The organism is Actinosynnema sp. NPDC037264 (assembly GCF_055603705.1).
The window spans coordinates 86,209-111,905 of the sequence record NZ_JBVJVK010000020.1 but is presented as its reverse complement, the minus strand read 5'-3'; the positions used below and the strand labels follow the sequence as shown (position 1 = coordinate 111,905).

Genomic DNA, 25,697 nt, shown 5'->3' with positions numbered 1-25,697 from the left:
GCTCGGTCACGTGCGGTTGTCCGGGTCCGTGTCGAAGGACCGCTTCCCCGCTTCCGCGTCCGTCGGCTCCGGCCGCCACTGCGGTGGCTGCGGTGCGCCGCCGGGCGCCGTCGCGGGCGTCCACCCGGGAGGCGCGCCGTAGTTCGGCGGGCCGGACGACGGGTGCTGCGGCTGCTGCTGCGGGTAGGCCTGCGGCTGCGGGCTCTGGGGCAGCACGCCGTTGTGGCCGTTCGGCGGCGTGGGCACCTGGTCCTGGACCCGCGGTTCGGCGTCCAGGGTGTCCTCGATCGCCGGCGGCCACGGCTCGCCGCGCTCCTTGGCCAGTTCCGCCGGGGTCTTGACCGGCGGCTTGTCCGACGGGGTGCGGTGGCCGAAGTCGTTGAACTTCGTGATGCGCGGGCGCTTCTCGACCGCGGCGAAGATCCGCTCCAGTTCCTTCTGGTGCAGGGTCTCCTTCTCGATCAGCTCCAGCGTCAGCGCGTCGAGCACGTCGCGGTAGGTGTTGAGCACCTCGTACGCCTCGGTGTGCGCGGCCTCGATCAGCTCGCGGACTTCCTCGTCGATCTCGTGCGCGACCTCGAGCGAGTAGTCGGCCTGCCGGCCCGCCGTGCGGCCGAGGAACGGCTCGCCCTGCTCCTGGCCGTACTTGACCGCGCCGAGCCGGGCGGACATGCCGTACTCGGTGACCATCGCGCGGGCGATCTTGGTCGCCTGCTCGATGTCGTTGGACGCGCCCGTGGTCGGCTCGTGGAAGACCAGCTCCTCGGCGGAGCGGCCACCCAGCGCGAACACCAGCCGGGCGATCATCTCGGACCTGGTCATCAGGTCCTTGTCCTCCTCGGGCACGGAGAGGGTGTGACCACCCGTCCGGCCGCGGGCCAGGATCGTGACCTTGTAGACCGGGTCGATGTCCGGCATCGCCCACGCGGCCAGGGCGTGCCCGGCCTCGTGGTAGGCGGTGATCTTCTTCTCCTTCTCGGAGATGATCCGGCTCTTGCGGGCCGGACCGCCGATCACGCGGTCCACCGACTCTTCCAGCTCGAGGCTGCTGATCACCGTGCCGTTCTTGCGCGCGGTGAGCAGGGCGGCCTCGTTGATCACGTTGGCCAGGTCGGCGCCGGAGAAGCCGACGGTGCGCTTGGCCAGGCCGTCCAGGTCGGCCTCGGGGGCCAACGGCTTGCCCTTGGCGTGCACGCGCAGGATCTGCTTGCGGCCCTTCAGGTCCGGCGCGGACACCGGGATCTGCCGGTCGAAGCGACCGGGGCGCAGCAGCGCCGGGTCGAGGATGTCGGGCCGGTTCGTCGCCGCGATCAGGATGATCCCGCCGCGCGAGTCGAAGCCGTCCATCTCCACCAGCAGCTGGTTGAGCGTCTGCTCGCGCTCGTCGTGCCCGCCGCCGAGGCCCGCGCCGCGGTGGCGGCCGACCGCGTCGATCTCGTCGACGAAGATGATGCACGGCGCGTTCTGCTTCGCCTGCTCGAACAGGTCGCGGACGCGCGAGGCGCCGACGCCGACGAACATCTCCACGAAGTCCGAGCCGGAGATCGAGTAGAACGGCACGCCCGCCTCGCCGGCCACGGCGCGCGCGAGCAGCGTCTTGCCGGTGCCGGGCGGGCCGTACAGCAGCACGCCCTTGGGGATCTTCGCGCCCAGGGCCTGGTAGCGGCCCGGGTTCTGCAGGAAGTCCTTGATCTCGTAGAGCTCTTCGACGGCCTCCTCGGCGCCCGCGACGTCGCTGAACGTCGTCTTGGGCATGTCCTTGGACAGCTGCTTGGCCTTGGACTTGCCGAAGTTCAGGACGCGGTTGCCGCCGCCCTGGGAGTTGTTCATCATCCACATCAGCAGGAGCAGCAGCAGACCCAGCGGGATCATGTACAGCAGCATCTGCATCAGGAACGAGTCCTGCGTGACCTTGGTCTCCACGACGGGCTTGTTGCCCGCCTGGTCGAGGATGGTGAAGACCTCGTCCGTCGAGCTCGCCGGGAACTGGGCGCGCACGCGGTTGCTGCCCTCGACGGTCACCCCGTCGTTGAGGGTGAGCTTGAGGAGCTGCTCCTTGTCCTCGATCGTGGCTTCCTTGACCTGGCCGTCCCGGATCTGTTGCAGTGCCTGGGACGTCTTGATCGGGGTGTAGCCCCGGTTGTCGTCGAAGAGCACGTTGAAGGCGTAAAAGAGCAACAACACCGCCACGATCCACAGCAGCGGGTTGCGAAGCAGGCGCTTGCGGTCCATGCACTTACGGCCGGCGGGCGGCCTCGACCCTCCCTGACTTGTCGACGGGCGTAGACGGGCACACCCGTCCGACCAGACTACCGCCCATGGCTCGGGCGAAGCGCTCCGCGTGCGGGCCCTGTCGCGTCTTGCCGGACCAACGGGCGAGGGGCGTCCGGTGTTCCCGTGGTGACCGCGGACACGGATCCCAGGTCAACCAGGTTCAGCCGGTCGACTGACTCGATCGTGAACCGGCGAGGGCTCGATCCCGTAACCACTCACGAGGGGTCATCCCGCACTAGCAGGTAGCGACAACGCGAGGACCACTCGAGTGACGTAGAACACGAGAGTTTGTCATGTGAGTGAGCCGTGTCATCCTCGGCAACCAACCGAGTGTTCCTCGCCCACCCGAAAGGGTGAACACCGACCGAAGGTACGAAGCATGTCAGCTCGCAACCCGGACCGCCCCGGCCGGCTCCGCCGCGTCGTCCTGCCCGTCGGCGCGCTGCTCGGCGTCATCGCCGCCGCGGGCGTCACCGTGGTGGCGCTGCGAGCCACCAGCGGACCCGAGTGCAAGGGCACCCTACCGCTCAAGATCGCGGTGACCCCGGTGATCGAGGAGGTCGTGCGCGGCGCGGCCGACGACTACCAGGCGACCCAGCCGATCGTGGACGGCAAGTGCGTGCAGGTGCAGGTCGAGGCGCGCGGCGCCGCCGACGTGGCCAACGAGCTGCCGACCGCCCAGATCAACCCGCCCGCGCTGTGGGTGCCGGACTCGTCCATGTGGGCGGCCGAGACCCAGCGGCAGGCCGGTGACGAGGGCGCGGAGGCGCCGCGGCTGGACATCCACGACCCGCTGGCGAGCTCGCCGCTGGTGATCGCGGGCTCGGAGCAGGCCATGACCGCGCTCGGCTGGCCGATCACGCCCGTGACGTGGGCGAAGGTCGTCGACCCCAGGGTGCCGGTGACGCTGAGCGACCCGACCACGTCCACCGAGGGCCTGGCCACGCTCGCGGTCATCCGGGCGCAGCTCGGCAACCCGGACGGCACGCCGAAGCCGGAGCTGATCGGCGCGCTGCTGCGGGTCGGCCGCAACGCGCTGCCGTCCGTGCGCGACGCGTTCGGCAAGGTCGTGCAGGGCGCGGACAACGCGCCCGTGTTCACCGCTTCGGAGCAGTCCGTGCTGTCCGCCAACCGCACGGCCGGGTCGCGCCGGGTCGTCGCCTCCTACCCCAAGGAGGGCACGGTCTCGTTCGACTACCCCCTGGTGCGGGTGAGCCGGTTGAGCGAGCAGGCGGGCACCGCGCAGGCCGCGGAGGGCTTCGAGCAGGCGTTGCGCACGGGCCGGACCGCGCAGCGGTTCGCCGAGGCGGGCTTCCGCACGCCCGACGGCAAGGCCCCGGGCGGCTGGACGAACGAGGAGCACGGCGTGCGCGGCGACGACGTGGCCGTGCTGAAGACGCCGGACCCCGACCAGGTCTCCGAGCTGCTGCGCACGTGGGGTGCGGTCAGCCTGGACACCCGGCTGCTCGCGGTGCTGGACGTGTCCGGCTCGATGGCCGAGAAGATGAGCAACGGCCAGACCCGCGTCGAGGCGGCCCGGGAGGCGGCGCTGACCGCGTTGGGCATGCTGCCCGACACCTCGGAGATCGGCCTGTGGGCGTTCTCGACGAACAAGAAGCCGCCGAACGACTGGATCGAGCTGGTGCCGGTCGGTCCGCTCGGCGAGCCGATCGGCGGCGCGCCGCGGCGGGTGCAGCTGCAGAAGGGCGCGGGCAACCTGCCCGCCCTGGTCGGCGGCGGCACGGCGTTGCACGAGACGGCGCTGGCCGCGTTCCGGCACGTGCAGCAGACCTACGACCCGTCCAAGATCAACTCGGTCACGCTGATCACGGACGGCAGCAACGACGACATCTCCAGCATCGACCTGCCCGGCCTGCTGGCCACGCTGAAGCAGGAGGCCGACCCGTCGCGGCCGGTGCCGATGATCATGGTGGGGCTGGGCGCGGACGCGGACATGAACGCGTTGCGGCAGATCGCCGAGGCCACCGGCGGCAAGGCCTACCAGGCGATGGAGCCGGAGGACATCCGCGGCGTGCTGCTGGACGGCATCTCCCAGCGGCGGTGCCGGCCGAACTGCTGAAACATTGCCGCTGCTCCGCAGACGGCGGCTGTGTTGGATTGCCGCTGCTCCGCAGACGGCGGCTCGGTCGCCTGGAAGTCGGTCGTTCGCGCCCTGATTCCCGACGATCGAAAAGCGTGATCGCCGGGAATGAGGACGCGAACGACCGACGCGACCTCGCGGGGGTGGTCCAGTCGAGGGCCGCCCCCGGTTCGAGTGATCAGCTTGAGTAGACTTTAGGGTCCAAGGTGCCGATGTAGGGCAGGTCGCGGTAGCGCTCGGCGTAGTCCAGGCCGTAGCCGACCACGAACTCGTTCGGGATCTCGAAGCCGACGTACTTCACCGGCACCTCGACCTTGACCGCGTCCGGCTTGCGCAGCAGCGTGCAGACCTCCAGCGACCGCGGCTTGCGCGACGCCAGGTTCTTGAGCAGCCACGACAGCGTCAGACCGGAGTCGATGATGTCCTCGACGATGATCACGTCGCGGTCCGCGATGTCCCGGTCGAGGTCCTTGAGGATGCGCACCACGCCGGAGGACGAGGTCGACGAGCCGTAGGAGCTCACCGCCATGAACTCGAGCTGCACCGGCACCGGCAACGCCCTGGCCAGGTCGGTCATGAACATCACCGCGCCCTTGAGCACGGTGATCAGCACCAGGTCGTTCGCGCCGTCGGCCGGGTAGTCAGCCGCGACCTTGTTGGCCAGCTCGGTGACCTTGTCGCTGATCTCCTGCTCGCTGATGAGCACGGAACTGATGTCGCCGTCGTACACGGACGGTTCCCCTTTTGTCATGACTGCACTGGTTCCACTCGCAGCCTGCCATGCGCGCGCCGCGCCACAAAGCCGCCGGGCAGCCACACGCCGCCCTGCCCGCGCCACTCGCCCACCAGCGCGTCCACCCGGCGCAGGTGCGAGTCGGACAACTCGGGCACGTTCTCCTCCAGCAGCCAGCGGCGCAGGACGCGGCGGCGCAGGGCGGTCGGCAGGCGCCCGACGTCGGCCACCGACCGGCGGTCGCCGTCGAACGCCTCGGCCAGCTCGTCCAGCGCGTCGTTGTCCTCGCGCAGGTGGGCGGCGGTGCGGGCGAGGGCGTCGGCCACACCGCCCTGGAGCACGTCCTCCAGCAGCGGCAGGACCTCGCGGCGCAGGCGGACCCTGGTGTAGCGCGGGTCCTCGTTGTGCGGGTCGCGCCACGGCGTGAGGCCGAGTTCGTCACATGCGGCCTCCGTCACGGCCCTGGAGACCCGCAGCAGCGGACGGCCCCACGGCGGGTCGTGCGCGCGCATGCCGGCGATGCTGCGCGGCCCCGAGCCGCGACCCAGGCCCAGCAGGACGGTCTCGGCCTGGTCGTCCCTGGTGTGGCCGAGCAGGACCAGGCCGCGCTCCGGTCTCAGCGCGGCGTACCTGGCCTTGCGCGCGGCGGCCTCAGGTCCACCCGATCCGGTGACCTCCACCCGGCGCACCTCGGCGACCAGGCCGAGCTCGCGGCACGTGCTCGCGGCCCGTTCGGCGACCTGCGCCGAGTCGGCTTGCAGGCCGTGGTCCACGACGACCGCGCGTGCCCGCGTCAGCCCGGCCGTGACGGCGGCCAGGGCGAGCGAGTCCGCGCCGCCGCTGACGGCCACCGCGACCGGGTCGGGCCGGTGTTCGGCGAGGAAGCGCTTGACGGCCGTGCGCACCTCGGCGAGCGGTCCGTTCACGGTTGGACGCGACGCAGCCAACCGGCCGGGTCGGCGATCTCCGCACGCGTCGGCAGGGTGTCGGCGCTGGTCCAGACGGTGTTGAAGCGGTCCATGCCGACCGCGTCGACGACGTGCCCGGTGAACGCCGCACCCTCCGCGTACTGGCGGACCTTCGCCTCCACGCCGAGGAGCGTGCGCAGCACGCGGTCCAGCACGCCACCGCCCTGGCGGCGGGCCGTGAAGCGCTCGCGGATCGTGCGGACCGACGGCACGACGTCCGGGCCGACCGCGTCCATCACGTGGTCGGCGTGGCCTTCCAGCAACGTCGACAAGGCGATCAGCCGATCGAGCACCTCGCGCTGGCCGGGACTCTGCAGCAGCTCCACCAGGCCACCCGACTCGCGCAACCGCTTCGGCAGGTCGCGCAGGCGTGGCGCGGAGCCCTCGTCCATGCTGCCGAGCAGGGTGGCGACCAGGCCCGCGAAGTGCTCGGCGAGCCACGGCACGGCGGTGAACTGGAGGCGGTGGGTGCCCTCGTGCAGGCAGACCCACATGCTGAAGTCCTCGCCGGAGACGTCGAGGGCCCGTTGGGCGCCGACGATGTTCGGCGCGACCAGCAGCAGCCTGCCGCCCTCGGAGAACGGGTCGTACTGGCCGAGCACCCGGCCGCTGAGGAAGGCGATGACGACGCCCGCCTGGACGCCCGCCGTGCCCGCGAGGACGCCGCTGAGCGCGCCGGACTGCTTGGGCAGCGCGCCGTCGGTGAGGGCGGCGAGGCCCTGCACGGCGGCGCGCACCCACGCCGGCCGGTCGACCACTTCGCCCTGCTGGAGCGGCATGCCGTGGCCGAGGCCGGTGAGCTCGCGGACGTGCACCTCGGCGTCCACGGCGAGTTCGCGCAGGCGGTGCACGGCGATGTCGGCCTCGGCTCTGGGCACGATCGGGCCCGGCCGGACGAGCCTGGTCGCCGTGGTGACGGCCAGGGCCCAATCGACCGGGGCACTGCGGTCCTGCGTCGCCGGGTTCACGCCCCTGACGCTACCTGCGGGGACCGCCCGGCCGACACTCCCGCGTCCACGTCTTGAGCGTTCAGCAGCCGCAGGTCCGGAGGGCGGCGGCCATCTCGTCCAGCGCGCCGCGCACCAAGGAGTTGTTCTGCTCGGGGCTCAACGACATGAACGCGAACACCAGCAGCCTGCCGTCCGCGTCCACCACCACGCCCGCGAGCGTGTTCACCGAGGTCAGCGTGCCCGTCTTGGCCCGCACCCAGCCCCGGCCGCCCGCGCCCCACTGCTCGTACCGGGTCGCCAGCGTGCCGCTGCCGCCCGCCACCGGCAGGGCCGTGAGCAACGGCCGCAGCTTGGCCGTCTTCGGGTCGGACGCGTCCGGCTTCGCCGCCGCCACGAGCACGTCCGCCAGCAGCTTCGCGGGCACCTTGTCGTTCGGCGACAACCCGCTGCCGTCCACGATCGTGGACGTCGACAGGTCGAACCCGTTCTCGGTCAGCACGTCCCGCACCGCCTGGGTCGCGCCCGCGAACGACGGCTCCAGCCCGCGCGCCTTGGCCACCTCCCGCGCCATCGTCTCGGCCAGCACGTTGTCCGAGATCTGCATCAGGTTCTCGACCAGCTGGTCCACCGGCGCGGACTTGACCTCGCCGAGCACCTCCGCGGCGGGCGACGCCACGCCCGCCGCCACCGCGGGCACGCCCAACCGCTGCGCCAACGCCTGCGCCGCCACCGCCGCGGGGGTCGCCGTGCGCGGCGTGTCGTACTTCGTGGGGTCGCCGCGCCCGCCGTCCAGCATCACCGGCTCGATCGGCGCCACGTACCCGTTCGGCACGTCGCTGGGGTCCCAGCCGGGCGCGGTGCCCGGGCCCGCGTACCGCGACACGTCGTACTGCACCTGCGTCACCTGGCCGCCCGACGCGCGCACCTGCGCGGCCAGGTCGTCGATCGTGGCCGCGCCGGGGTAGACCGTCGTCTCGCCGGCGGGCCGGGACGACAGCGTCGGGTCGCCGCCGCCGACCAGCACGACCGAGCCCGGCTGCGCCCCGCGCACGACCTTCGTCGAGAACTGGGCCCGGTGGTCCAGGGCCAGCAGCGCCGCCGCGGCGGTGAGCACCTTGATCGTGGACGCGGGGGTCTGCGGCGTCGTCTCGCCCTGGTTCCACAGCGGCGTGCCGGCCACCGGGTCCACCACCACGCCCGACAACGGCGCCAGCAGCCCGTTCGCGGCCGGACCGGCCAGCACCGCCCGCACGCCCGCCGCCGTGGCCGGCTTGCCGTCCGCGCCGACGCCCTTCATCGCCAACGACACCGGCGCGGGCGGCAGCGGCGCGGCGGTCGTCGGCACGGGCGTGGCGTCGAACCACCCCTGCTGCGTCCCGACGAGCGCGGTGCCGGCGAGGGCGACCACGAGCAGCGCCGCCGCACCCAACACGAACGGGCGCTTCCGCCGCGTCGGAACCGACGGCTCTTCACGTTCCGTGATCGGTTCAGGGACCGGTTCAGGTTCCGACTTGATCTCGGTCGGCGGCGCGGGCGAGGGCGGCGCGACGGGCTTCGGCGGCACCCTCACGGGCTTGGCGGGCACCGGCGCCGGCATGCGCACGGTGGGCGGGTCAGGCCGTCTGACCTGCACCGTCGGCGGCTCGCGGTCGACCTCGTCACCGTCAAAGGTCGGCCACGATGGCTCGTCGGGCACGCAGTCCTCCGCGGTCGAGTACGGGCAACGTCACACCCTCGGCAAGGGGTTGACGAGACGACGTAGTCCACACTAGTGGCGTAACGAACGGCGAAGACGAGCGAGGACCGCGCAGTGGAGTTCGACGTCACCATCGAGATCCCCAAGGGGGTCCGCAACAAGTACGAGATGGACCACAAGACGGGGCGCATCCGGCTGGACCGGACCCTGTTCACGGCCACTCAGTACCCGGCGGACTACGGGTTCGTCGACGACACGCTCGGTGAGGACGGCGACCCGCTCGACGCCCTCGTGCTGGTCCAGGAGCCGACGTTCCCCGGCTGCCTGATCCGCTCGCGCGCGATCGGCATGTTCCGGATGACCGACGAGAAGGGCGGCGACGACAAGCTGCTCTGCGTCCCGGCGGAGGACCCGCGCTCGGAGCACCTGCGCGACATCCACCACCTGAACGAGTTCTACCGGCTGGAGATCCAGCACTTCTTCGAGGTCTACAAGGACCTGGAGCCGGGCAAGAGCGTCGAGGGCGCGACGTGGGTCGGCCGCACCGAGGCCGAGGCCGAGATCGTCCGCTCGTACCAGCGGCTGAAGGACGCCGTGGCCCGCGGCGAAGACCACTGAGCTGATCCGCGAAGAGGCCCGCCCCCGGTTCCGGGGACGGGCCTCTTGCGCTTTCGGGCGTTGCCGAGGCGTCAGTGCGCCGCGATCGGCGCGGGCTTCTCGCCCTGCGCGTCCTGCACCCGCTCCAGGCCGGACCGGTTGGACAGCGGCACCTCGCGCAGGAACCAGATCACCGCGAACCCGATCGCCGTCACCAGGCCTCCGACCAGGAACACCAGGTCGATCGACGAGGAGAAGCCGTCCAGGAACGGCCGCGCCAGCGCCGGGTCCAGCTTGGTCAGGAACTCGGTGTTGTCCAGGTCGAACGCCGGGCCGCCGCCTTGCAGGCCGGCGGCGAACTCGCGGTTCTCCGGCCGGGCCAGCGCCGCCTGGAAGTCGGGCGTGGCCGCCGCCGAGCGCAGCGCGTCGCCGATCTTGTCGCCGACCGTGCTGAACAGGATCGACAGGAACACCGCGGTGCCGACCGTGCCGCCGATCTGGCGGAAGAACGTGGCCGACGAGGTCGCCACGCCCATGTCGCGCGGCTCGGCGTCGTTCTGGATGGCCACCAGCAGGGTCTGCATGCACAGGCCGAGCCCGGCGCCCAGGAAGAACATCAGCGCCAGCGGCTGGTAGATCGGCGTGTCCGTGCCGACCGTGCTGAAGACGAACAGCGCGGCCGTGATCAGCCCGAACCCGATGATCGGGAACACCTTGTAGCGGCCGGTCTTGGCGGTGATGTTGCCGCTCGTGCCCGCCGCCGACATGATGCCGAGCGTCAGCGGCAGCATCATCAGGCCGGACTCGGTGGCCGAGTAGCCCTTCACGATCTGCAGGTACAGCGGCAGCGAGACCATGCCGCCGAACATCCCGACGCCGAGCAGGAAGTTGATGACGTTGCCCAGCGCGAACGTCTGCCGCTTGAACAGCCGCAGCGGGAGCAGCGCCTCGTCGCCCATCCGCCTCTCGGTGAGCACGAACCCGACCAGGCCGAGCACGCCGATGACGTACATGGCGATCGAGGTGCCCGACGCCCAGCCCCAGCCGCGGCCCTGCTCGGCCACGATCAGCAGCGGCACCAGGCCGGTGGTCAGCAGGCCCGCGCCGACGAAGTCGATGCGGTGGTTCACCCGCTGGTGCGGGATGTTGAGCACCTTGGCCACCACGACGAGCGCGACCAGCGCGATCGGCACGTTGATCAGGAACACCCAGCGCCAGCCGGCCGTGCCCAGGAACGACTCCATGCCCGCGAACAGGCCGCCGACCACGGGGCCCGCGACGCTGGAGATGCCGAACACCGCCATGAAGTAGCCGGTGTAGCGGCTGCGCTCACGCGGCGAGGTGATGTCCGCCAGGATCGCCATGGCCAGCGACATCAGACCGCCGGCGCCGAGGCCCTGCACCGCGCGGAACGCGGCCAGCTCGTACATCGAGTTCGCGATGCCGGACAGCAGCGAGCCCGCCAGGAACAGCGTGATCGCGGTCAGGTACATCGGCTTGCGGCCGTAGATGTCGGACAGCTTGCCGTACAGCGGCGTGGAGACCGTCGCGGTGATCAGGTACGCGGTCGTCGCCCAGGCTTGCAGCGTCTGGCCGTGCAGCTCGTCCGCGATGGTCTTCATGGCGGTGGCCACGATCATCTGGTCGAGCGCGGCCAGGAACAGCCCGAGCAGCAGGCCCGACAGGATCGTCAGGATCTGCCGGTGGGTGAGCAGGGCCGCGCCGGGTGGCGGCGCGTCCGCTCGGGTTGTCGTTTCCGACATCACTTCTCCTCTTCTGAGCGCGGCCCCAGTCCGCTCTCAGCGATGAAATCCGGTAGCGCCTTCTCGTAGTCCCCCACGAAGCGCTCGAAGTACTCGATGAACTGGGTCCACTCCCGCGGGGACCAGTCCGTGAACAGGCGGGCCAGTGCGACGTTGCGCTGCGCGCGGCGTTCGGCGAGCAGTCGCTCGCCCGCCTCGGTCACCGCCAGCACGCTCGCCCGGCCGTCCTCCGGGTCGGCCCGGCGTTCCACCAGGCCGTCCTTGACCAGCGTCGCCACCTGGCGGCTGACCGTGGACGGGTCGGAGAACACCGCCTCCGCCAACGCGCCGGCCCGCGAGGGGCCGAGGTGGTTGAGGTTGGCCAGCAGCACGAAGGAGGCCTTGTCCAGGCCGGCCTTGCTCATGTGCGCGGCGACGCAGGCGTGCATCTTGTTCATCCGCACCAACGCCATGCCGAGCCGGTCGGCCATGGCGAGCTCGTCGACCCGCACCTCGTCACCCACCGGGGTCGCCATCGCACACTCCGTTTGCTTGCATCAACCAACTAGTTGCTGAGTACAAGCATGCGCTCGGACGGGTGACATGGCAAACGAATTGCCGGTGACTCGGGTCTCATGGTTACCGGCGGGTAGCATCAGCGGCCATGAGCGCTGACCACTCGTTCGTCGCCGACGCGATGAAGCAGGCCGTGCCGTGGGTCAAGACCGTGGGCGTGGAGTTCACCGAGGTCACGGGCGACCGCGTGGTCGCCGCGCTGCCGGACCGCGAGGAACTGCGCAACCACGTCGGCGGACCGCACGCGGCGATGATGTTCGGCGTCGCGGAGACCGCGTCGGGCGCCGTGGTGATGGCCGCGTTCGCGCCGCACCTGGCCAAGGCGACCCCGTTGGTGGTGCGGTCCGAGATCACCTACAAGAAGCTGGCGCTGGGCGACCTGCGCGCCGAGGCGGTGCTGGGCCGGCCCGCGGCGGAGGTCGTGGCCGAGCTGGAGGCGGGCACGCGGCCGGAGTTCCCCGTCGCGGTGACGATCACCGACGCGAACGGCGTGACGACGGGCGAGATGACCGTCGTGTGGACGCTGCGCCCCAACCGCTGACCCGGCCCGGCGCCGCTCGCGGGTAGGTTCGGGCGCCGTGAAGGTGGACCGGCTGGAGATCGAGTACGACCCCCGCGCCGTGTCGGCCGCGGCCCGGGCGGCGGCGGACGAGGGCTGCGACGGCTTCTGGCTGGCCGAGACCAGGCACGACCCGTTCCTGGCGCTGGGCCGCGTGGCCGGGCGGGTGGACGGGCTCGACCTCGGCACGGCGATCGCGGTGGCGTTCGCGCGCAACCCGATGAGCACCGCCGTGCAGGCCAACGACCTGCAGCTGCTGTCGGGCGGCCGGTTCCACCTCGGCCTGGGCTCGCAGGTGGAGCCGCACGTCACCAAGCGGTTCGGCATGCCGTGGTCACGGCCCGCCGCGCGCATGCGCGAGTTCGTGCTGGCGCTGCGCGCCATCTGGCACAGCTGGGCCACCGGCGAGCGGCTGAGGTTCCGCGGCGAGTTCTACACCCACACGCTGATGACGCCGTTCTTCGACCCCGGCCCCAACCCGCACGGCCCGCCGAAGGTGTGGCTGGCCGGCGTGGGCGAGCTGATGACCGAGGTCGCGGGCGAGGTGGCGGACGGGTTCCTGTGCCACTCCTTCACCACCGAGCGGTACCTGCGCGAAGTGACGCTGCCCGCGTTGGCGCGCGGCCGGGCCAAGGCGGGCAAACCCCTGGCGGGGCTGGAGATCAGCGGGCCGTCGCTGGTGGCGTGCGACGAGCGGGGCGTGGCCGAGGTCAGGCGGCAGATCGCGTTCTACGGCTCGACGCCCGCCTACCGCCGGGTGCTGGACCTGCACGGCTGGGGCGAGCTGCACGAGGAGCTGCACCACCTGTCCCGGCGGCAGCGGTGGGACGACATGGCCGGCGCCGTCACCGACGAGGTCCTGGCCGCCTTCGCCGTCGTGGGCGCGCCCGCCGCGGCGAAGGCCGAGCTGACCCGCCGCTACGGCGACGTGATCACCAGGATCGCGGCGCCGGTCGTCAGGACCGGATGAGGTGCCGCCCGCTCGGCTCGTCGCGCATCACCCAGTGCCGGAACAACTCCGCCCGGACCCGCGCCACGGTCCGCCTCCGCACCCAGCGCCGACGCCCGACGCGTGCCGCGAGCACGGCCAGCGGCAGGGCCAGCACCGTCAGCACGACCATCGTGACCATCGCCATCACCTCCACGGTGGCAACGACACGGTGACCCACGGCTGACGCCAATGGTGAAAAGGTCACCCCGATGGAGCAGCGTCGTCGACCCGACGGTAGCGGGCAAGGGCCCGACGGTAGCGGCACGGGAACGAACACGTGCCCCGGACGTGGCGAAGGCCCCGGACGGACGCCCGGGGCCTTCGCATCTCGCGAGCCGCCTATCGGAATCGAACCGATGACCTGCTCATTACGAGTGAGCCGCTCTGGCCGACTGAGCTAAGGCGGCGAGACGCGACAACTATAGCCGACCCCTCCGCCGTCACCGAACGGGGGGATGGTCGTTAGAGCGACAAGTGACGGTGCTCACGTGAGCACCGCACGACGACCGCCGCTGTCCTGGAGGTCCGACCACATGCGCCTGATGGCCGTGCCCGTCGCCGCCGCGCTGGTCGCGCTCTGCGCCGCACCCGCCCTCGCCCAGCCCACGACCACGCCGGTGCCCGGTCCGCGCGACCCGGGCCAGCCGCCGGTGTCCGCCGGACCGGCGCCCCGCACGCACGCGATCGGCGACGCGGGCACCGGCTTGGCGGTGGTCAGGCTCGCGCCGGACTCGACGCCGACGAACACGATCCTGCCGGGCTTCGGCGAGCAGCTGCCCAAGCAGTCGGCGGCCGAGATCGGCGTCGGGCTCGCCTCCGCCCAGGCCAACACCGAGGCGTTCCTGTCCTACGAGCGGTCGATCGCGCAGGCGTCCCCGCTCGGCTTCGCGGTGCAGGGCCGGGCCCCGCAGACCCCGGGCACGCTGGTGCAGACCGCGTCGCCGGACAACGCCGCCCCCGTCACCGGCGGCCTCACACCACCCGCCACCCCGCTGGACACCCTGCTCAAGGTCGGCCTGCTCGACGGCAGCGTGCACGCCCGCTGGCACGACGAGCTCGGCCCGTGCGTGCAGCCCCTCGCCGACGCCAAGACCTCCGTCGCGTCCCTGAGCGTCCTCAACGCCATCCCCACCCTGCCCAGCACGCCGGACCTGACCGGCCTGCTCACCGGGGGCACGCCGAAGCTCGACGCCGCCGCCGAGCAGGCCCTGATCGACAACGTCAAGCAGCTCACCGCGCCGCTGAGCCGGCTGGGCGGCCTGCTCTCCGGCACGCCCGACACCGGCGCGGACGGCTCGCTGCTCAGCCTGCCCGAGACGCTCAGCGCCCGCTCCACCGTCGACCTGGTCGACCTGCCCGGCAGCCCGAACAAGGCCGTGCGGTCGACGTCCACGCTCCAGGCCGCGAGCGTCCGCCTCCTCGCCGGCACGGCGGCGGAGATCCGCATCGACGTGGTCGGTCAGCCGACGCTGGTCGCCCTGTCCACCGGCGACCGGGCCACGTCCGGGATCACCTACACCGCGCCCGTGCTGCGGGTCAGCCAGGGCGGCAAGGAGCTGGGCACGCTCGACGCGGCCAACCCGAAGCTGGACGTGCCGATCGGCGTCGCGCCGGGCCTGGAGCTGCCGCTGGTCGGCGCCGTGGCCGACGGCCTGCCCAAGCTCGACATCGGCGTGCTGCGGTTGCAGGTCGCCCAGCTCAACCAGAAGGACGTGGTGATCGACGGCCCGCTCCAGCAGGGCGGTCCCACCATCAACGGGTTCATGCTCGGGGCCACCGCGCGCCTGCTCGACCTCCAGCTGCTGCCGACCGACGCCCTCGGTCTGCCGAACCTGCCGGCGGCGCTGGCACAGGTGTCCCTGGGTGAGCAGATCGTGCGCGCGGCGGCCCCGAGCGGCGGCGTGGTCTGCGCTCCGTCGCAGCCGCCGCCCGGTGGCGGCGGGCAGGCCGCGCCGCCGAAGAAGGGCGAGCCGCTGGCCTACACGAACGCGGCCTACCGGACCGTCCCGATCTTCTGGACGGGCACCGCGCTGCTGCTGGTCGGCGTGGTCCTGGTGGCCGCCCTGCCGACCCGTCGCCCGGTGCGGCGCACCGACCCGGGCACGCCCGACCGCACGTCCACCGCGTAGCGCGTCACCCCATGTCCGCGAGCACCGGCCGGGGTCGGTCGACCGGGAGCAGCAGCCGCCGGTCGCGGTCGGCCTCGTACCGCAGCCGTTCGGCGGCCAGGAAGCACCGGTTCAGGCCGGTGCGGACGTCGAGCGCGTTGATCCCGGTCTTGATCACGTAGAACAGGCCGATGTTCACCAGCGCCACGGCCGCGGCGTACACGTAGGTGTCGTTGAGCACGCCCTGGACGATCAGGACGGCGAACGTCCACACCGTGATCGCGTAGAACGTGATCGTCGGGCCCCACTGCCGGAAGCCGTCCAGGCCGGTGATCTTCTGGTGCTCGGGCGGCACGGTGCTCAGCCCGTGCCGCCTGGCCCGCGCGAGCTGCTCCGTCGCGAACCGGGCGCAGAGGATGTTGGAGAACAGCACCCCCGTGTAGCCGACCGCGGTCCCGATCGGCCACCAGCGGACGTCGACCAGGTTCACGCCCAGGATGAGCCACGAGGCCCAGATGGACATGATCCTCATCCACAGCTCGGCGCCGAACCGCAGCACCGGGCGGGGCGCGCCCGGCGAGTCGGCGACCCGGGTCGTCAGCCCGCTCAGGATGTTCTGGTAGTAGCGGGCCGACGCGAGCGCGAAGCTCACGCCGATGATCCGCGCGGGCAGGTTCTCCCACACCCGGCCCAGCTCGTAGCCCGGCCGGCGCAGGTCGTCGAGCAGCGGGATGACGTCGGGCCGCGCGCCGAGCAGCCGCAGCACGAGCTGGTCGGCGGGCCCCAGCACGTCGATGCCGATGTCCCGGAGGAACCAGTAGACGCACACGGTGAGGCCGAGCGCGAAGCTGATCGACGACAGCACGGAGAACGTCAGCAGCCACCGCGCGTGCATCGACCGGCGCGGGTCCGCCAGCACGCCCTGCGCCTTGCGGAGCCGGTAGATCCGCCGCCTCTTCTTCGGCTCGCGCGACGGCGGGAACAGCGACGACAGCATCGCCACCACCGACTGCCGGTCGTCCGGGATCGCGTGGGGCCGCAGCTGGGGGTCCTCGACCAGGGCGGCCTGCGTGACGTCCAGCTCCTGCGCCAGCACCTGGCCGAGGACCCGGTAGACGTCGGGGTCGTCGGCGGCGATCGGGAAGACCAGCAGCCGCCGTTGCGGCCGCACGTCGATCAGGTCCTCGATGAACCGCGCGAGCAGCGGCGCCTGCCCGTAGAAGCGGTCCGGGATGGTGCCGTCGCGGTTCTCGCCGACGTCGCCGAGCGCGATCAGGATCCGGCCGAGCGAGTACACGTCGGCCTTGGTGACGTCGTCGCCGTTCTCGCGCACCTCCGGCGCGACGTAGGCGCCCTGCCCGCTCTCCAGGCCGCCGACCGCGCCGCTGTAGAGGTAGTTCCGGCCGAAGTCGACGAACGTGACGTCGTACTCGCCGCCGCCCGCGCCGGGGTCGCGGCGCCGCACGATGATGTTCGTCGGCGACAGGTCCTCGTGCCGCTTGTCCCGCGAGTGCAGCTCGGCCAGCGCGGTCACCAGCGGCAGGCCGATCTTGCGGATCATGTCGAGGCGGACGTTGCCCGCGGGCGAGCGGACCGGGGCGCGCCGCCAGCCCAGCGCCACGGTGGCGGAGTCGTCCTTGATCCGCTGGATCTCCTCCGCCAGCGTGTTGCCCTCGGCGAAGTCCATCAGGATCCAGTGCGACGTGCTCGCCCAGACCCGCACCATGTGCTGGACCGGCCTGCCGTCGACGTCGAGCGCGTTGTGGTCGCGCGCGTAGGTCCGGGTCTTCTCCGCGATCACCGGGATCTTCGAGTAGGGGAACAGCACGCACTTGAGCGCGAACCGGATCCGCCGACCCGCCGACTCGTCGGGCAGCCCGCGCAGGATGAACGAGGTCGAGCCGTGCCGGTGGAACTCGAGCTCCGCCTCCCGGATCCGCTGCCACTCCCGCACGGCGCGCTCGTCGGACCGGTCACCGGCGTCGGGCGCGTAGAGGCCGAGCAGCGCGGCGCGCACGGAGGCGTCGCGCACCAGCTGCCGGCACAGGCCGTCGCAGTCGTGCGCCTCCGGCTTCCGGCCGGGGCCGTTGCCAGACCGCGCCGAGTCCTCCATCGTGATGAGCGTCATCAGCAGCACGGAGAGGTAGCCGTGCGTCTCGGCGTCCCGCCGGGTGTGCCCGCCGACCCGGCCGGTCTTGAAGTTCCCGCACCAGCGGGTCAACGAGTCGACGGCGCGCAGGCGCTGCACGCCGACGTCGAGCTGGAAGGACAGCTTGTCGGGCGGGATCGCGGCCAGCAGCCGCCGCCAGTCCTCCACCGCCGGGCACAGCTCGCGGATGCGGCGCAGCCGCGCGGTGTCCGCCGCCTTCGCGTCGAGGGCCGTGATCTCGCGGAAGACCTGCCTCAGGGTCTCCACGTCGGGCTGCCGGGCCGGTGGCGTCCCGCTCACAACGCCGGCTCCCCGGCCGCCGGGATCGGGCGCACGACCGTCAGCCTCGGCACCACCTCCGCGTCGACGCCCTCCAACGCCAGGTGGAGCATGCGGTACGCCGAGCGCGCGCCGTCGAGCAGCTTGCCCCGGTCGACCTCGTGCCGCTTCACCTCGGGCGTGCCGGGCAGCGGCGCGAGGTCCAGCACCGCGGGCGACGGGTCCGGGTCCCGCCGGCTGCGGGCCAGGTACGGCCGGTCCTCGGTCAGGTACTCCGCGGTCGAGGCCGTGAACCCGGCGCCGAGGCCGGGGCGCATCTTCTCCAGGTGGCGCGCGACCAGGCGGTTGACCACCGACACGCCGTTCTTCGGCGGCGCGATCGGCCTGGTGCTGAACGACAGCACGTGCGTGCACCCGTCGTCGACGGCGGCCCGGAACGGGTGGAAGCGCAGCACGCCGCCGTCGATGGCGCGGCTGCCCCGGAAAGTGGTGGTGCCCTTGATCGCCAGGGGTAACCAGGTGCTCGCCCGCAACGCCTCCCGCAGGTCCTCCGGTGAGGAGAAATCGCTGACGTCGAGCGTGCGCAGCGCGTCGACGTCGGTGACCATGACGTGCAGCCGCTGAGGGGACGCGATGATCGCCGCGTAGTCCAGCGGCTTGCGCCGGACCAGCACTTCCTCGAACACGTAGGCCAGGTTCATCGGCCCTTCGCGCCGCAACACCCGGCGGAAGTCGAGGAACACCGGATCGGTCAGGTCGTCGAAGTAGATGGACAGCGGGAACCAAGTGCGCCTGGTGATGAAATACGCGCCGTTGACCGCGCCGGACGAACACGCGTACACGTCGTCGAACGCGTCGGCGAAACGGAGGTCCTCCACCGCCGTGAGCATCGCGCCGGAGACGACCCCGCGCAGTCCGCCGCCCTCGATGGCGAGCCCGACCTTGAACCCGTCCTCGCGCGCACCGGGCTTGCTGCCCGCCGCACGGCGGGCGCGCAGCACTTCAAGCACGGGGTGGGTCGGAGACCACGGCAGTCCGGCGGGCGGACGCGCCGCGAGCGGGCGCACGCCGAGCAGCGGCAACCGGGGGCGTCGGCCATTGATCCGAGACATGCGAAGACCTCTCCGGAGAGCACTGCTACGAGATCAACGTAGTAGAGCGCCGCCCACTCCGGCCCGGGTCGAACCGCCATCACCCGAACGTATTATCCGAACGATTCGACGACCGAATCCGCCACCGCGTCGTGGTGCCGAAATAACCTGTCCACCTGGAAAAGGACCGCCCCACGTCCGCAATTCTGCGGTTGTCCCGTCGTCTTATCCGATCAATTCCACCCGAATCGGCAACAACGCGGGACCGCCGTCGCGGGCGAACCGGTCAGCCCCGCTGGAGCGTGGTGAGCATGGCCTCGATGGCGATCCGCGGCTTCACGTTCAGCTCCAGCGCGGTCCGGCAGTTCAGCACGGCCTCCAGCCGGCGCAACGTCGACTCCGGCGACCACTGCGCCGCCGCCGCGCGCGCGTCCTCCGCCCGGTCCGGGTGGTTGAGCACGGCCCGCGCGCCCGTCGCGGTCACCAGCACGTCCCGGTAGAACGCGGCCAGGTCGACCAGGGCCTGGTCCAGCGAGTCCCGCTGGGTCCGGGTGGCCCGCGACTTCTGCCGCTTCTCCAGGTCCTTCAACGCGCCCTTCGCCCCGCGTGACGCGGCGGCCGTGCCCTTGCCCGTGCCGCCGGCGCCCATGGCGGTCTCCAACGCCTCGCGCTCGGCCACGTCACGGCTCTCGTTCGCGGTCTGCGCGTCGCCCTCGGCGGCCGAGACGAGCTGGTCGGCGCACGTGAAGATGTCCGCGGGCCGCCGCAGCGCGGTCGGGATCCGCAGCACCGCCTCGCGCCGCGCCCGCGACTCCTCGTCGGTGGCCAACCGCCGCGCCCTGGCCACGTGCCCGCCGCACACCGAGGCCGCCCACGACGCCACCTCCGGCGCCACGCCCTCCTGCTCCAACGCCGACGCGATCGCCGCGGTGCGCGGGGTCGCCAGCGACACGATCCGGCAGCGCGACCGGATGGTCACCGACACGTCCTCGGGGTGGTCCGACGGCGCGCACAGCAGGAACACGGTCCGTGCCGGGGGTTCTTCCACCGCTTTGAGCAGCGCGTTCGCCGCGCCCTCGGTGAGCCGGTCGGCGTCGGCGATGATCACCACCTGCCACCGCCCCGACGTCGGCCGCCGGGCCGACACCTGCACCAGCGACCGCATCTCGGCCACCGAGATCGACAGGCCCTCGGGCGCGACCACCCGCACGTCGGCGTGCGTGCCGGCCACCGTCGTGTGGCACCCGGCGCACGAGCCGCAGCCCGGCCGGTCGTCCACGGCGACGCACTGCAACGCGGCGGCGAACGCCCGTGCGGCGACCAGGCGCCCCGACCCGGGAGGCCCGGTGAACAGCCACGCGTGCGTCATCGCGCCCGACGCCGGCGTGCCACCCGCCACGATCGACGCGGCGGCCTCCGCCGCCGCCGACAGCACCGCGACCGCCTCCGGCTGGCCGACGACGTCGCCCCACACACCACCGCTCACCAGGCGACCGTACCGATCCGTCAGGGCGTCTCCGCCACCGGCTTGACCGGCATCCTGGTCCGCCGGGCCAGCAGCGGCAGCACGGCGGTCCGCACCCGGGCGGCGACCTCGTCCTCGGTGCCGTCGGCGTCGACCACGACGTACCGCTCCGGGTCCGCCGAGGCCATGTCGGTCAGCAGCTTCTGCACCCGCCAGTGGTGCTCGACGGTGTCCAGCGTGCCGCCGGAGGCCCGCACCTTGGGCGGCATCCGGTCCAGCAGCACGGTCATGTCCGGCCGCAGCCGGCCGGTGGCCCAGTCGACCAGGCCCTCCACCTCGCGCGGCTCCACGCTGCCCGCCGCGCTGAAGTGCGCCAGCGGGCTGTCGACGTACCGCTCCATGACGACCAGCGCGCCGTTGTCCAACGCGGGCCGCACCTCGCGCTCCACCACGTCGGCCCGCACGGCCGCGGCCACCAGGGCGTGCGCCCGCACCCCGGCGAGGTCTGCGGTGGTCAGCAGGTTGCGCAACCGCTGCTCGTCCAGGTCCGGGTCGGAGGCGAGCACGACCTCGCGGCCGGTCTCGCGCAACGCCTCGGCCAGCCGCCTGGCCTGCACGGACGTGTCCTGCCGGGTGTCGCCCTCGACCGCGATCAGCACGCCGGCGGTCCGCCGCGCCCGCCCGCGCAGCGCCGCGAGCAGGTCGGACAGGAAGGGCTCGGAGCGCCGGTTGTCCATCTGCCGGTAGGCGATCAGCCCCAGCAGGGCGGCGATCACGCCCGCGCCGAACAGCACCGGCCGGGTCCCGTCCACCACCATCGGGTGACCGAAGACCGTGACCGTGCGCTTCTGCACCAGCGTGACCAGCAGCGGAGCGGTGGCCGACGCGGCGAACAGCACGATCTTGAGCAGCGACTGGAGCAGCGCCACGGTCCGGCCGCGCATCGCGTCCTCGACCTGCGAGCCGACGATGGTCAGGCCGGTGAGGAACGCCATGCCCGCCGACGCGCCGACGCACGCCACCGCGACCAGCGCCACCCACAGGTGCGGCGCGAACGCCACGAACAGCAGGCTCACACCCGCGACCAGGATCGTCACGCCGAACAGCCGGTCGTACGGCAGCCGCCGGGCCATCCGCGGCGCGGTCGCCATGCCCAGCGCCAACCCGGCGAACACGGCCACGAACAGCAGGCCGAACGTGGAGTCGCCGCCCAGCAGCGACAGCGAGTACGGGGTGGCCGTGCCGATCACCGCGCCGGCCGCGGCGAACGCGCCGATCATGCCGATGACCAGGCCGCGGACCAGCGGCGTGCGGGCGGCGTACTTCATGCCGTCGCGCAGCATGGCGAAGAAGCCGGGCGCCTCGCCGTTCTCGCGGGTGCGCTTGACGGCGGCGATCCGGCCGGACAGCTCCGGGATGCGGGTCGCCACGATGATCGCCGACGTCACGTACAGCGCGCCGTTGACCATGACCGCGATGGTCGCGATGCGGAACTCGATGTCGCTGTTCTGCAGGCCGAGGTAGCCGGGGATGCCGGAGATGATCGAGTACAGGCCCGCGCCGGAGATGACCGAGATGCCGTAGGTCATCACCAGGCCGAGCTGGTTGGCCGTCTCCACCTGGTCGGGCCGGCGCAGCAGGTTCGGCACCGCCGAGTCCTTGGCCGGGATCCACAGCATCGCGCAGCAGCCGACCAGGAAGTTCGCGATGAACAGCCACCACGCCGTGCCGACCAGCGCGATCGAGATGAACAGGCCGCCGCGCAGCAGGTCGCAGACCACCATGATCTTGCGGCGGTCGAACCGGTCCGCGAGCACGCCGCCGAGCGGGGCGAACAGGATGCCGGGCAGCAGCTGGGTCAGCACGACCAGGCTGAGCGAGAAGCTCTGCCACTGGTAGCTGTCCATCATCTTGGTGACGAGGCCGGTCAAGGCCAGTAGTGACAACCAGTCACCAACGCTGCACAGATAGGTGACACCCCAGAGCCTGCGGAACGGCCGGATCGCCAACACGCTGCGAATCCGGTGGCTGGTCGAGGCCGCTGTGCCGCCGTCCTGGATGGTGCTCACCCCCGCCGATGGTGCAGGCGGTAAGGGTAGCCGGACCGATTCACCCGTCTGACCACATCCGCCGTTCGGGTGACCTGAGCGACATCAGCGCACGAGGTCGACCACGGCTTCGATGATCTCACGCACGACGTTGAACAGCAGCCCGCTGAGCGCGGCCAGCACCACCAGGCACCCGATCAGCCCGCCCTTGCCCTTCTTGGGCGCCTGCGGCCCGGAGGTCGGGCCCGCCACGTCCTGGTGGGGCTGACGGCGGGTCAGCCCCGCGTGCGGCACGTGCGCCGCCGGTTCGCCCGACACCTGCTGGGCCGGAGCGCGCACCGGCTTGCGTGCCGCCGCACGACGGTTCGGCGCGACGTACGCCGGTCCGGGCTCCGGCACGGGCGCCGGCGTCGGCGGCGCGATCGGCGGCACGGCCTTCGCCACGTGGTGCTCGCCCGTCACCAGGCCCGCGAGCGGGTCCGGGAACAGCGGCGGGGGCGGGGGCGGCTGCGTCCCGTCGTAGCCGGACCGACCGGCGTCGAGCCGGCCCGCGTCGGAGTCGCCCACCGCCCCGCCTCCCCTAGCTCTTGGTCTTCGCCGGAGCCTTCTTCCGCGCGGGCGCCTTCTTGGCCGCCGGTGCCTTCTTCTTCGTCGTCGGCCCCTTGGCCCGCTTCTCGGCCAGCAGCTCGGCCGCCCGCTCGTCGGAGAGGCCCTCGACGCTGTCGGACTTGCGCAGCGACGCGTTGACCTCGCCGTCGGTCACGTACGGGCCGAACCGGCCCTCCTTGACCACCATCGGCTTGCCGGAGACCGGGTCCGCGCCCAGCTCCTTCAACGGCGGCGCGGCGGCGGCCCGGCCCCGCTTCTTCGGCTCGGCGTAGATCTTGAGCGCCTCGTCGAGGGTGACCGTGAACAGCTGGTCCTCGCTGGTCAGCGACCGCGAGTCGGTGCCCTTCTTCAGGTAGGGCCCGTACCGGCCGTTCTGCGCGGTGATCTCCGCGCCGGTCTCCGGGTCCTTGCCGACCACGCGCGGCAGCGAGAGCAGCCTCAGCGCGTCGTCCAGCGTGACCGTGTCCAGCGACATCGACTTGAACAGCGAGCCGGTGCGCGGCTTCGGCGCCTTCTTGGTGCCCTCGGGCGCCTCGGGCAGCACCTCGGTCACGTACGGGCCGAACCGGCCCTCCTTGGCCACGATCTCGTGCCCGGTGACCGGGTCGTTGCCCAGCGAGCGGCCTTCCTGCGGCGTGGCGAACAGCTTGTCCGCGATCTCGCGGTTCAGCTCGTCCGGCGGCAGGTCGTCGGGCAGGTTCGCCCGCTGCGCGCTGGTCGTGCCGTCCTCGCCCTCGACCTCGCGCTCCAGGTACGGCCCGTAGCGGCCGACCCGGACGTAGACCGTGCGGCCCTCCACGTCGGGGAACAGCGGGATCGAGTTGACCTCGCGGGCGTCGATCGCCTCGACGCTCGACCCGACCAGCTTCTTCAGCCCGCCGGAGCGGCCGACCGACGACTCGGGGCCGACGTTGCCGCCGAAGTAGAACCCGGACAGCCACGTGGTCCGCTCCTGCCGGCCCGCGGCGATGCCGTCGAGCTCGTCCTCCAGCGCGGCGGTGAAGTCGTAGTCGACGAGCCGGCCGAAGTGCTGCTCCAGCAGCCCGACCACGGCGAACGCCACCCACGACGGGACCAGGGCGGAGCCCTTCTTCCACACGTAGCCGCGGTCCTGGACGGTGCTGATGATCGAGGCGTAGGTGGAGGGCCGGCCGATGCCGAGCTCCTCCATCGTCTTGATCAGGCTCGCCTCGGTGAAGCGCGGCGGCGGCGAGGTCGAGTGGCCGTCCGCGGACAGCTCGGCGGCCAGCAGCGCCTGGTCCTTGACCAGCTGCGGGAGCCGCGACTCGGCGTCGTCGGACTCGCCGCCCGCCTCCGAGTCGACCGTCTCCACGTAGGCCTTCAGGAAGCCCGCGAAGGTGATCGTGCGGCCGGAGGCGGCGAAGGTGACGTCCTCGCCGCCCGCCGTGGTCCCGGAGATGCGGACCGACGTGGTGTTGCCCCGCGCGTCGGCCATCTGGGAGGCGATCGTGCGCTGCCAGATCAGCTCGTAGAGCTTGAACTCGTCGGACTCCAGCTCGCGGGCCACCTGGCCGGGGGTGCGGAACACCTCGCCGGCCGGGCGGATCGCCTCGTGGGCCTCCTGCGCGTTCTTGACCTTGCGCGTGTACTGGCGCGGTTCCTTGGACACGAACTGCGAGCCGTACAGCTCGGTGGCCTGCGCGCGGGCCGCCGCGATCGCGGTCTCCGACAGCGTCGTGCTGTCGGTGCGCATGTAGGTGATGTAGCCGTTCTCGTACAGCTTCTGCGCGGTGCGCATGGTGCGGTCCGCGGAGAAGCGCAGCTTGCGGCCCGCCTCCTGCTGCAACGTGGAGGTCATGAACGGCGCGTACGGCTTGCGCGTGTACGGCTTCTCCTCGACCGAGGAGACCGTCATCGAGGCGTTGACCAGGCCGTCCGCGATGGCCCTCGCGTGCGCCTCGTCCAGCACGCGGACGTCGGCACCCGCCTTGAGCCTGCCGTCCGGGCCGAAGTCGCGGCCCGCGGCCAGGCGCGTGCCGTCGACCGCGATCAGCCGGGCGCCGAACGTGCGGGGCGCGGCGTCCTCGCCCGCGTCCATGGTCGCCGAGACGTCCCAGTACGAGGCGGTGACGAACTTCATCCGCTCGCGCTCGCGCTCGACCACGATCCGGGTCGCCACGGACTGGACGCGGCCCGCCGAGAGCTTCGGCATGACCTTCTTCCAGAGCACCGGGCTGACCTCGTAGCCGTAGAGGCGGTCGAGGATGCGGCGGGTCTCCTGGGCGTCGACCAGGTCCTGGTCCAGGTCGCGCGGGTTCGCGGCGGCGGCGAGGATCGCGGGCTCGGTGATCTCGTGGAACACCATCCGCCGGACCGGGACCTTCGGCTTCAGCGTGTCGAGCAGGTGCCAGGCGATGGCCTCGCCCTCGCGGTCGCCGTCTGTCGCGAGGTAGAGCTCGTCGACGTCCTTGAGCAGCTCTTTCAGCTCGGAGACGGTCGACTTCTTGTCCGGCGTGACGACGTAGAGCGGCTCGAAGCCGTGGTCGACGTCGACCCCGAGGCGGGCCCACGGCATGCCCTTGTACTTCGCGGGCACGTCGGCCGCGCCGCGGGGCAGGTCGCGGATGTGCCCCTTGGATGACTCCACGACGAAGTCGCTGCCGAGGTACGACGCGATCTTCCGCGCCTTCGCGGGCGACTCGACGATCACCAACCGCCGGTTGCCGCTCGCTGATCCCCCGTTTGTCTTCCTCGCCCGTGTCGATCCAGCCACGCCGTCCCGCTCTCTTCGAACACTGTG

19 protein-coding genes and 1 tRNA gene are annotated in these 25,697 nt (G+C 72.0%); 5 read left to right on the top strand and 15 right to left on the bottom strand.

All coding sequences use genetic code 11. The annotated features are described in order from the left end of the window. Nucleotides 1-6 precede the first annotated feature (6 nt). Complete coding sequence (gene ftsH / locus ACZ7GX_RS22830) at nt 7-2,232, bottom strand: ATP-dependent zinc metalloprotease FtsH (protein ID WP_498779307.1); 2,226 nt, start codon at nt 2,230-2,232, stop codon at nt 7-9. Between the two features lie 421 nt (nt 2,233-2,653). Here ftsH and ACZ7GX_RS22825 point away from each other — a divergent pair, with 421 nt between their 5' ends. After that, nucleotides 2,654-4,354, top strand: coding sequence for a substrate-binding and VWA domain-containing protein (locus ACZ7GX_RS22825; protein WP_498779306.1), 1,701 nt, complete (start codon nt 2,654-2,656; stop codon nt 4,352-4,354). 199 nt (nt 4,355-4,553) lie between these two features. On the opposite strand, the gene hpt is transcribed toward ACZ7GX_RS22825, so the two are convergent. The 4 genes from hpt to dacB form a co-directional block, all read right to left on the bottom strand. Beyond that, complete coding sequence (hpt, locus tag ACZ7GX_RS22820) at nt 4,554-5,105, bottom strand: hypoxanthine phosphoribosyltransferase (RefSeq protein ID WP_360466193.1); 552 nt, start codon at nt 5,103-5,105, stop codon at nt 4,554-4,556. Nucleotides 5,106-5,122: 17 nt separating this feature from the next. Then, a complete protein-coding gene (tilS, locus tag ACZ7GX_RS22815; protein WP_498779305.1) occupies nt 5,123-6,034 on the bottom strand; it encodes a tRNA lysidine(34) synthetase TilS in 912 nt (303 codons plus the stop codon). Beyond that, nucleotides 6,031-7,044, bottom strand: coding sequence for a zinc-dependent metalloprotease (locus ACZ7GX_RS22810; RefSeq protein ID WP_498779304.1), 1,014 nt, complete (start codon nt 7,042-7,044; stop codon nt 6,031-6,033). The genes tilS and ACZ7GX_RS22810 overlap by 4 nt, the downstream gene beginning before the upstream one ends. A 61-nt stretch (nt 7,045-7,105) precedes the next feature. Continuing rightward, nucleotides 7,106-8,722: a D-alanyl-D-alanine carboxypeptidase/D-alanyl-D-alanine endopeptidase gene (gene dacB / locus ACZ7GX_RS22805; RefSeq protein ID WP_498779302.1), complete on the bottom strand. Its 1,617-nt coding sequence runs from the start codon at nt 8,720-8,722 to the stop codon at nt 7,106-7,108. A 114-nt stretch (nt 8,723-8,836) separates the two neighbouring features. Here dacB and ACZ7GX_RS22800 point away from each other — a divergent pair, with 114 nt between their 5' ends. Next, a complete protein-coding gene (locus tag ACZ7GX_RS22800; RefSeq protein WP_498779300.1) occupies nt 8,837-9,340 on the top strand; it encodes an inorganic diphosphatase in 504 nt (167 codons plus the stop codon). 71 nt (nt 9,341-9,411) lie between these two features. Here ACZ7GX_RS22800 and ACZ7GX_RS22795 read toward each other — a convergent pair whose 3' ends face one another. Together ACZ7GX_RS22795 and ACZ7GX_RS22790 are read right to left on the bottom strand one after the other, a co-directional pair. After that, nucleotides 9,412-11,082, bottom strand: a complete 1,671-nt coding sequence (locus ACZ7GX_RS22795; RefSeq protein ID WP_498779299.1) for an MDR family MFS transporter — start codon at nt 11,080-11,082, stop codon at nt 9,412-9,414. After that, nucleotides 11,082-11,597, bottom strand: coding sequence for a MarR family winged helix-turn-helix transcriptional regulator (locus tag ACZ7GX_RS22790; RefSeq protein WP_498779298.1), 516 nt, complete (start codon nt 11,595-11,597; stop codon nt 11,082-11,084). The genes ACZ7GX_RS22795 and ACZ7GX_RS22790 overlap by 1 nt, the downstream gene beginning before the upstream one ends. Nucleotides 11,598-11,725: 128 nt before the next feature. Here ACZ7GX_RS22790 and ACZ7GX_RS22785 point away from each other — a divergent pair, with 128 nt between their 5' ends. Both ACZ7GX_RS22785 and ACZ7GX_RS22780 read left to right on the top strand, forming a co-directional pair. After that, nucleotides 11,726-12,178 (top strand): DUF4442 domain-containing protein, encoded by a 453-nt coding sequence (locus ACZ7GX_RS22785; RefSeq protein WP_498779297.1) that lies wholly within the window; start codon nt 11,726-11,728, stop codon nt 12,176-12,178. Between the two features lie 37 nt (nt 12,179-12,215). Next, nucleotides 12,216-13,166 (top strand): TIGR03617 family F420-dependent LLM class oxidoreductase, encoded by a 951-nt coding sequence (locus ACZ7GX_RS22780; protein ID WP_498779295.1) that lies wholly within the window; start codon nt 12,216-12,218, stop codon nt 13,164-13,166. Here the strand turns inward: ACZ7GX_RS22780 and ACZ7GX_RS22775 are convergent. Together ACZ7GX_RS22775 and ACZ7GX_RS22770 are read right to left on the bottom strand one after the other, a co-directional pair. Further along, complete coding sequence (locus ACZ7GX_RS22775; RefSeq protein WP_498779294.1) at nt 13,153-13,332, bottom strand: hypothetical protein; 180 nt, start codon at nt 13,330-13,332, stop codon at nt 13,153-13,155. The genes ACZ7GX_RS22780 and ACZ7GX_RS22775 overlap by 14 nt on opposite strands. Nucleotides 13,333-13,520: 188 nt before the next feature. Beyond that, nucleotides 13,521-13,594: transfer RNA gene (locus ACZ7GX_RS22770), tRNA-Thr, on the bottom strand. 126 nt (nt 13,595-13,720) lie between these two features. Here ACZ7GX_RS22770 and ACZ7GX_RS22765 point away from each other — a divergent pair. After that, nucleotides 13,721-15,316: a hypothetical protein gene (locus ACZ7GX_RS22765; protein WP_498779366.1), complete on the top strand. Its 1,596-nt coding sequence runs from the start codon at nt 13,721-13,723 to the stop codon at nt 15,314-15,316. 4 nt (nt 15,317-15,320) lie between these two features. Here the strand turns inward: ACZ7GX_RS22765 and ACZ7GX_RS22760 are convergent, their stop codons facing one another. From ACZ7GX_RS22760 to topA, 6 genes are all read right to left on the bottom strand, one after another. Further along, on the bottom strand, nt 15,321-17,744 hold the full coding sequence (locus tag ACZ7GX_RS22760; protein ID WP_498779292.1) for a protein kinase domain-containing protein: 2,424 nt from the start codon (nt 17,742-17,744) through the stop codon (nt 15,321-15,323). Further along, nucleotides 17,741-18,835, bottom strand: coding sequence for a patatin-like phospholipase family protein (locus tag ACZ7GX_RS22755; protein ID WP_498779290.1), 1,095 nt, complete (start codon nt 18,833-18,835; stop codon nt 17,741-17,743). Before ACZ7GX_RS22755 ends, ACZ7GX_RS22760 begins: the two co-directional genes overlap by 4 nt. 265 nt (nt 18,836-19,100) lie before the next feature. Continuing rightward, a complete protein-coding gene (locus ACZ7GX_RS22750; RefSeq protein WP_498779288.1) occupies nt 19,101-20,300 on the bottom strand; it encodes a DNA polymerase III subunit delta' in 1,200 nt (399 codons plus the stop codon). 20 nt (nt 20,301-20,320) lie between these two features. Next, nucleotides 20,321-22,348, bottom strand: a complete 2,028-nt coding sequence (locus ACZ7GX_RS22745) for a bifunctional MFS transporter/dTMP kinase (RefSeq protein ID WP_498779286.1) — start codon at nt 22,346-22,348, stop codon at nt 20,321-20,323. An 84-nt stretch (nt 22,349-22,432) separates the two neighbouring features. After that, nucleotides 22,433-22,894, bottom strand: a complete 462-nt coding sequence (locus ACZ7GX_RS22740) for a hypothetical protein (protein WP_498779285.1) — start codon at nt 22,892-22,894, stop codon at nt 22,433-22,435. Between the two features lie 13 nt (nt 22,895-22,907). Beyond that, nucleotides 22,908-25,670: a type I DNA topoisomerase gene (gene topA / locus ACZ7GX_RS22735; protein WP_498779283.1), complete on the bottom strand. Its 2,763-nt coding sequence runs from the start codon at nt 25,668-25,670 to the stop codon at nt 22,908-22,910. Nucleotides 25,671-25,697 lie beyond the last annotated feature (27 nt).

Bases quoted from the DNA above. Each gene is read 5' to 3' on its own strand.
- ACZ7GX_RS22785 (WP_498779297.1), top strand. From the start codon at position 11,726: ATGAGCGCTGACCACTCGTTCGTCGCCGACGCGATGAAGCAGGCCGTG.
- ACZ7GX_RS22795 (WP_498779299.1), bottom strand. From the start codon at position 11,082: ATGTCGGAAACGACAACCCGAGCGGACGCGCCGCCACCCGGCGCGGCC.
- ACZ7GX_RS22825 (WP_498779306.1), top strand. From the start codon at position 2,654: ATGTCAGCTCGCAACCCGGACCGCCCCGGCCGGCTCCGCCGCGTCGTC.
- ftsH (WP_498779307.1), bottom strand. From the start codon at position 2,232: ATGGACCGCAAGCGCCTGCTTCGCAACCCGCTGCTGTGGATCGTGGCG.
- ACZ7GX_RS22775 (WP_498779294.1), bottom strand. From the start codon at position 13,332: ATGGCGATGGTCACGATGGTCGTGCTGACGGTGCTGGCCCTGCCGCTG.
- ACZ7GX_RS22790 (WP_498779298.1), bottom strand. From the start codon at position 11,597: ATGGCGACCCCGGTGGGTGACGAGGTGCGGGTCGACGAGCTCGCCATG.
- ACZ7GX_RS22765 (WP_498779366.1), top strand. From the start codon at position 13,721: ATGCGCCTGATGGCCGTGCCCGTCGCCGCCGCGCTGGTCGCGCTCTGC.
- ACZ7GX_RS22755 (WP_498779290.1), bottom strand. From the start codon at position 18,835: ATGTCTCGGATCAATGGCCGACGCCCCCGGTTGCCGCTGCTCGGCGTG.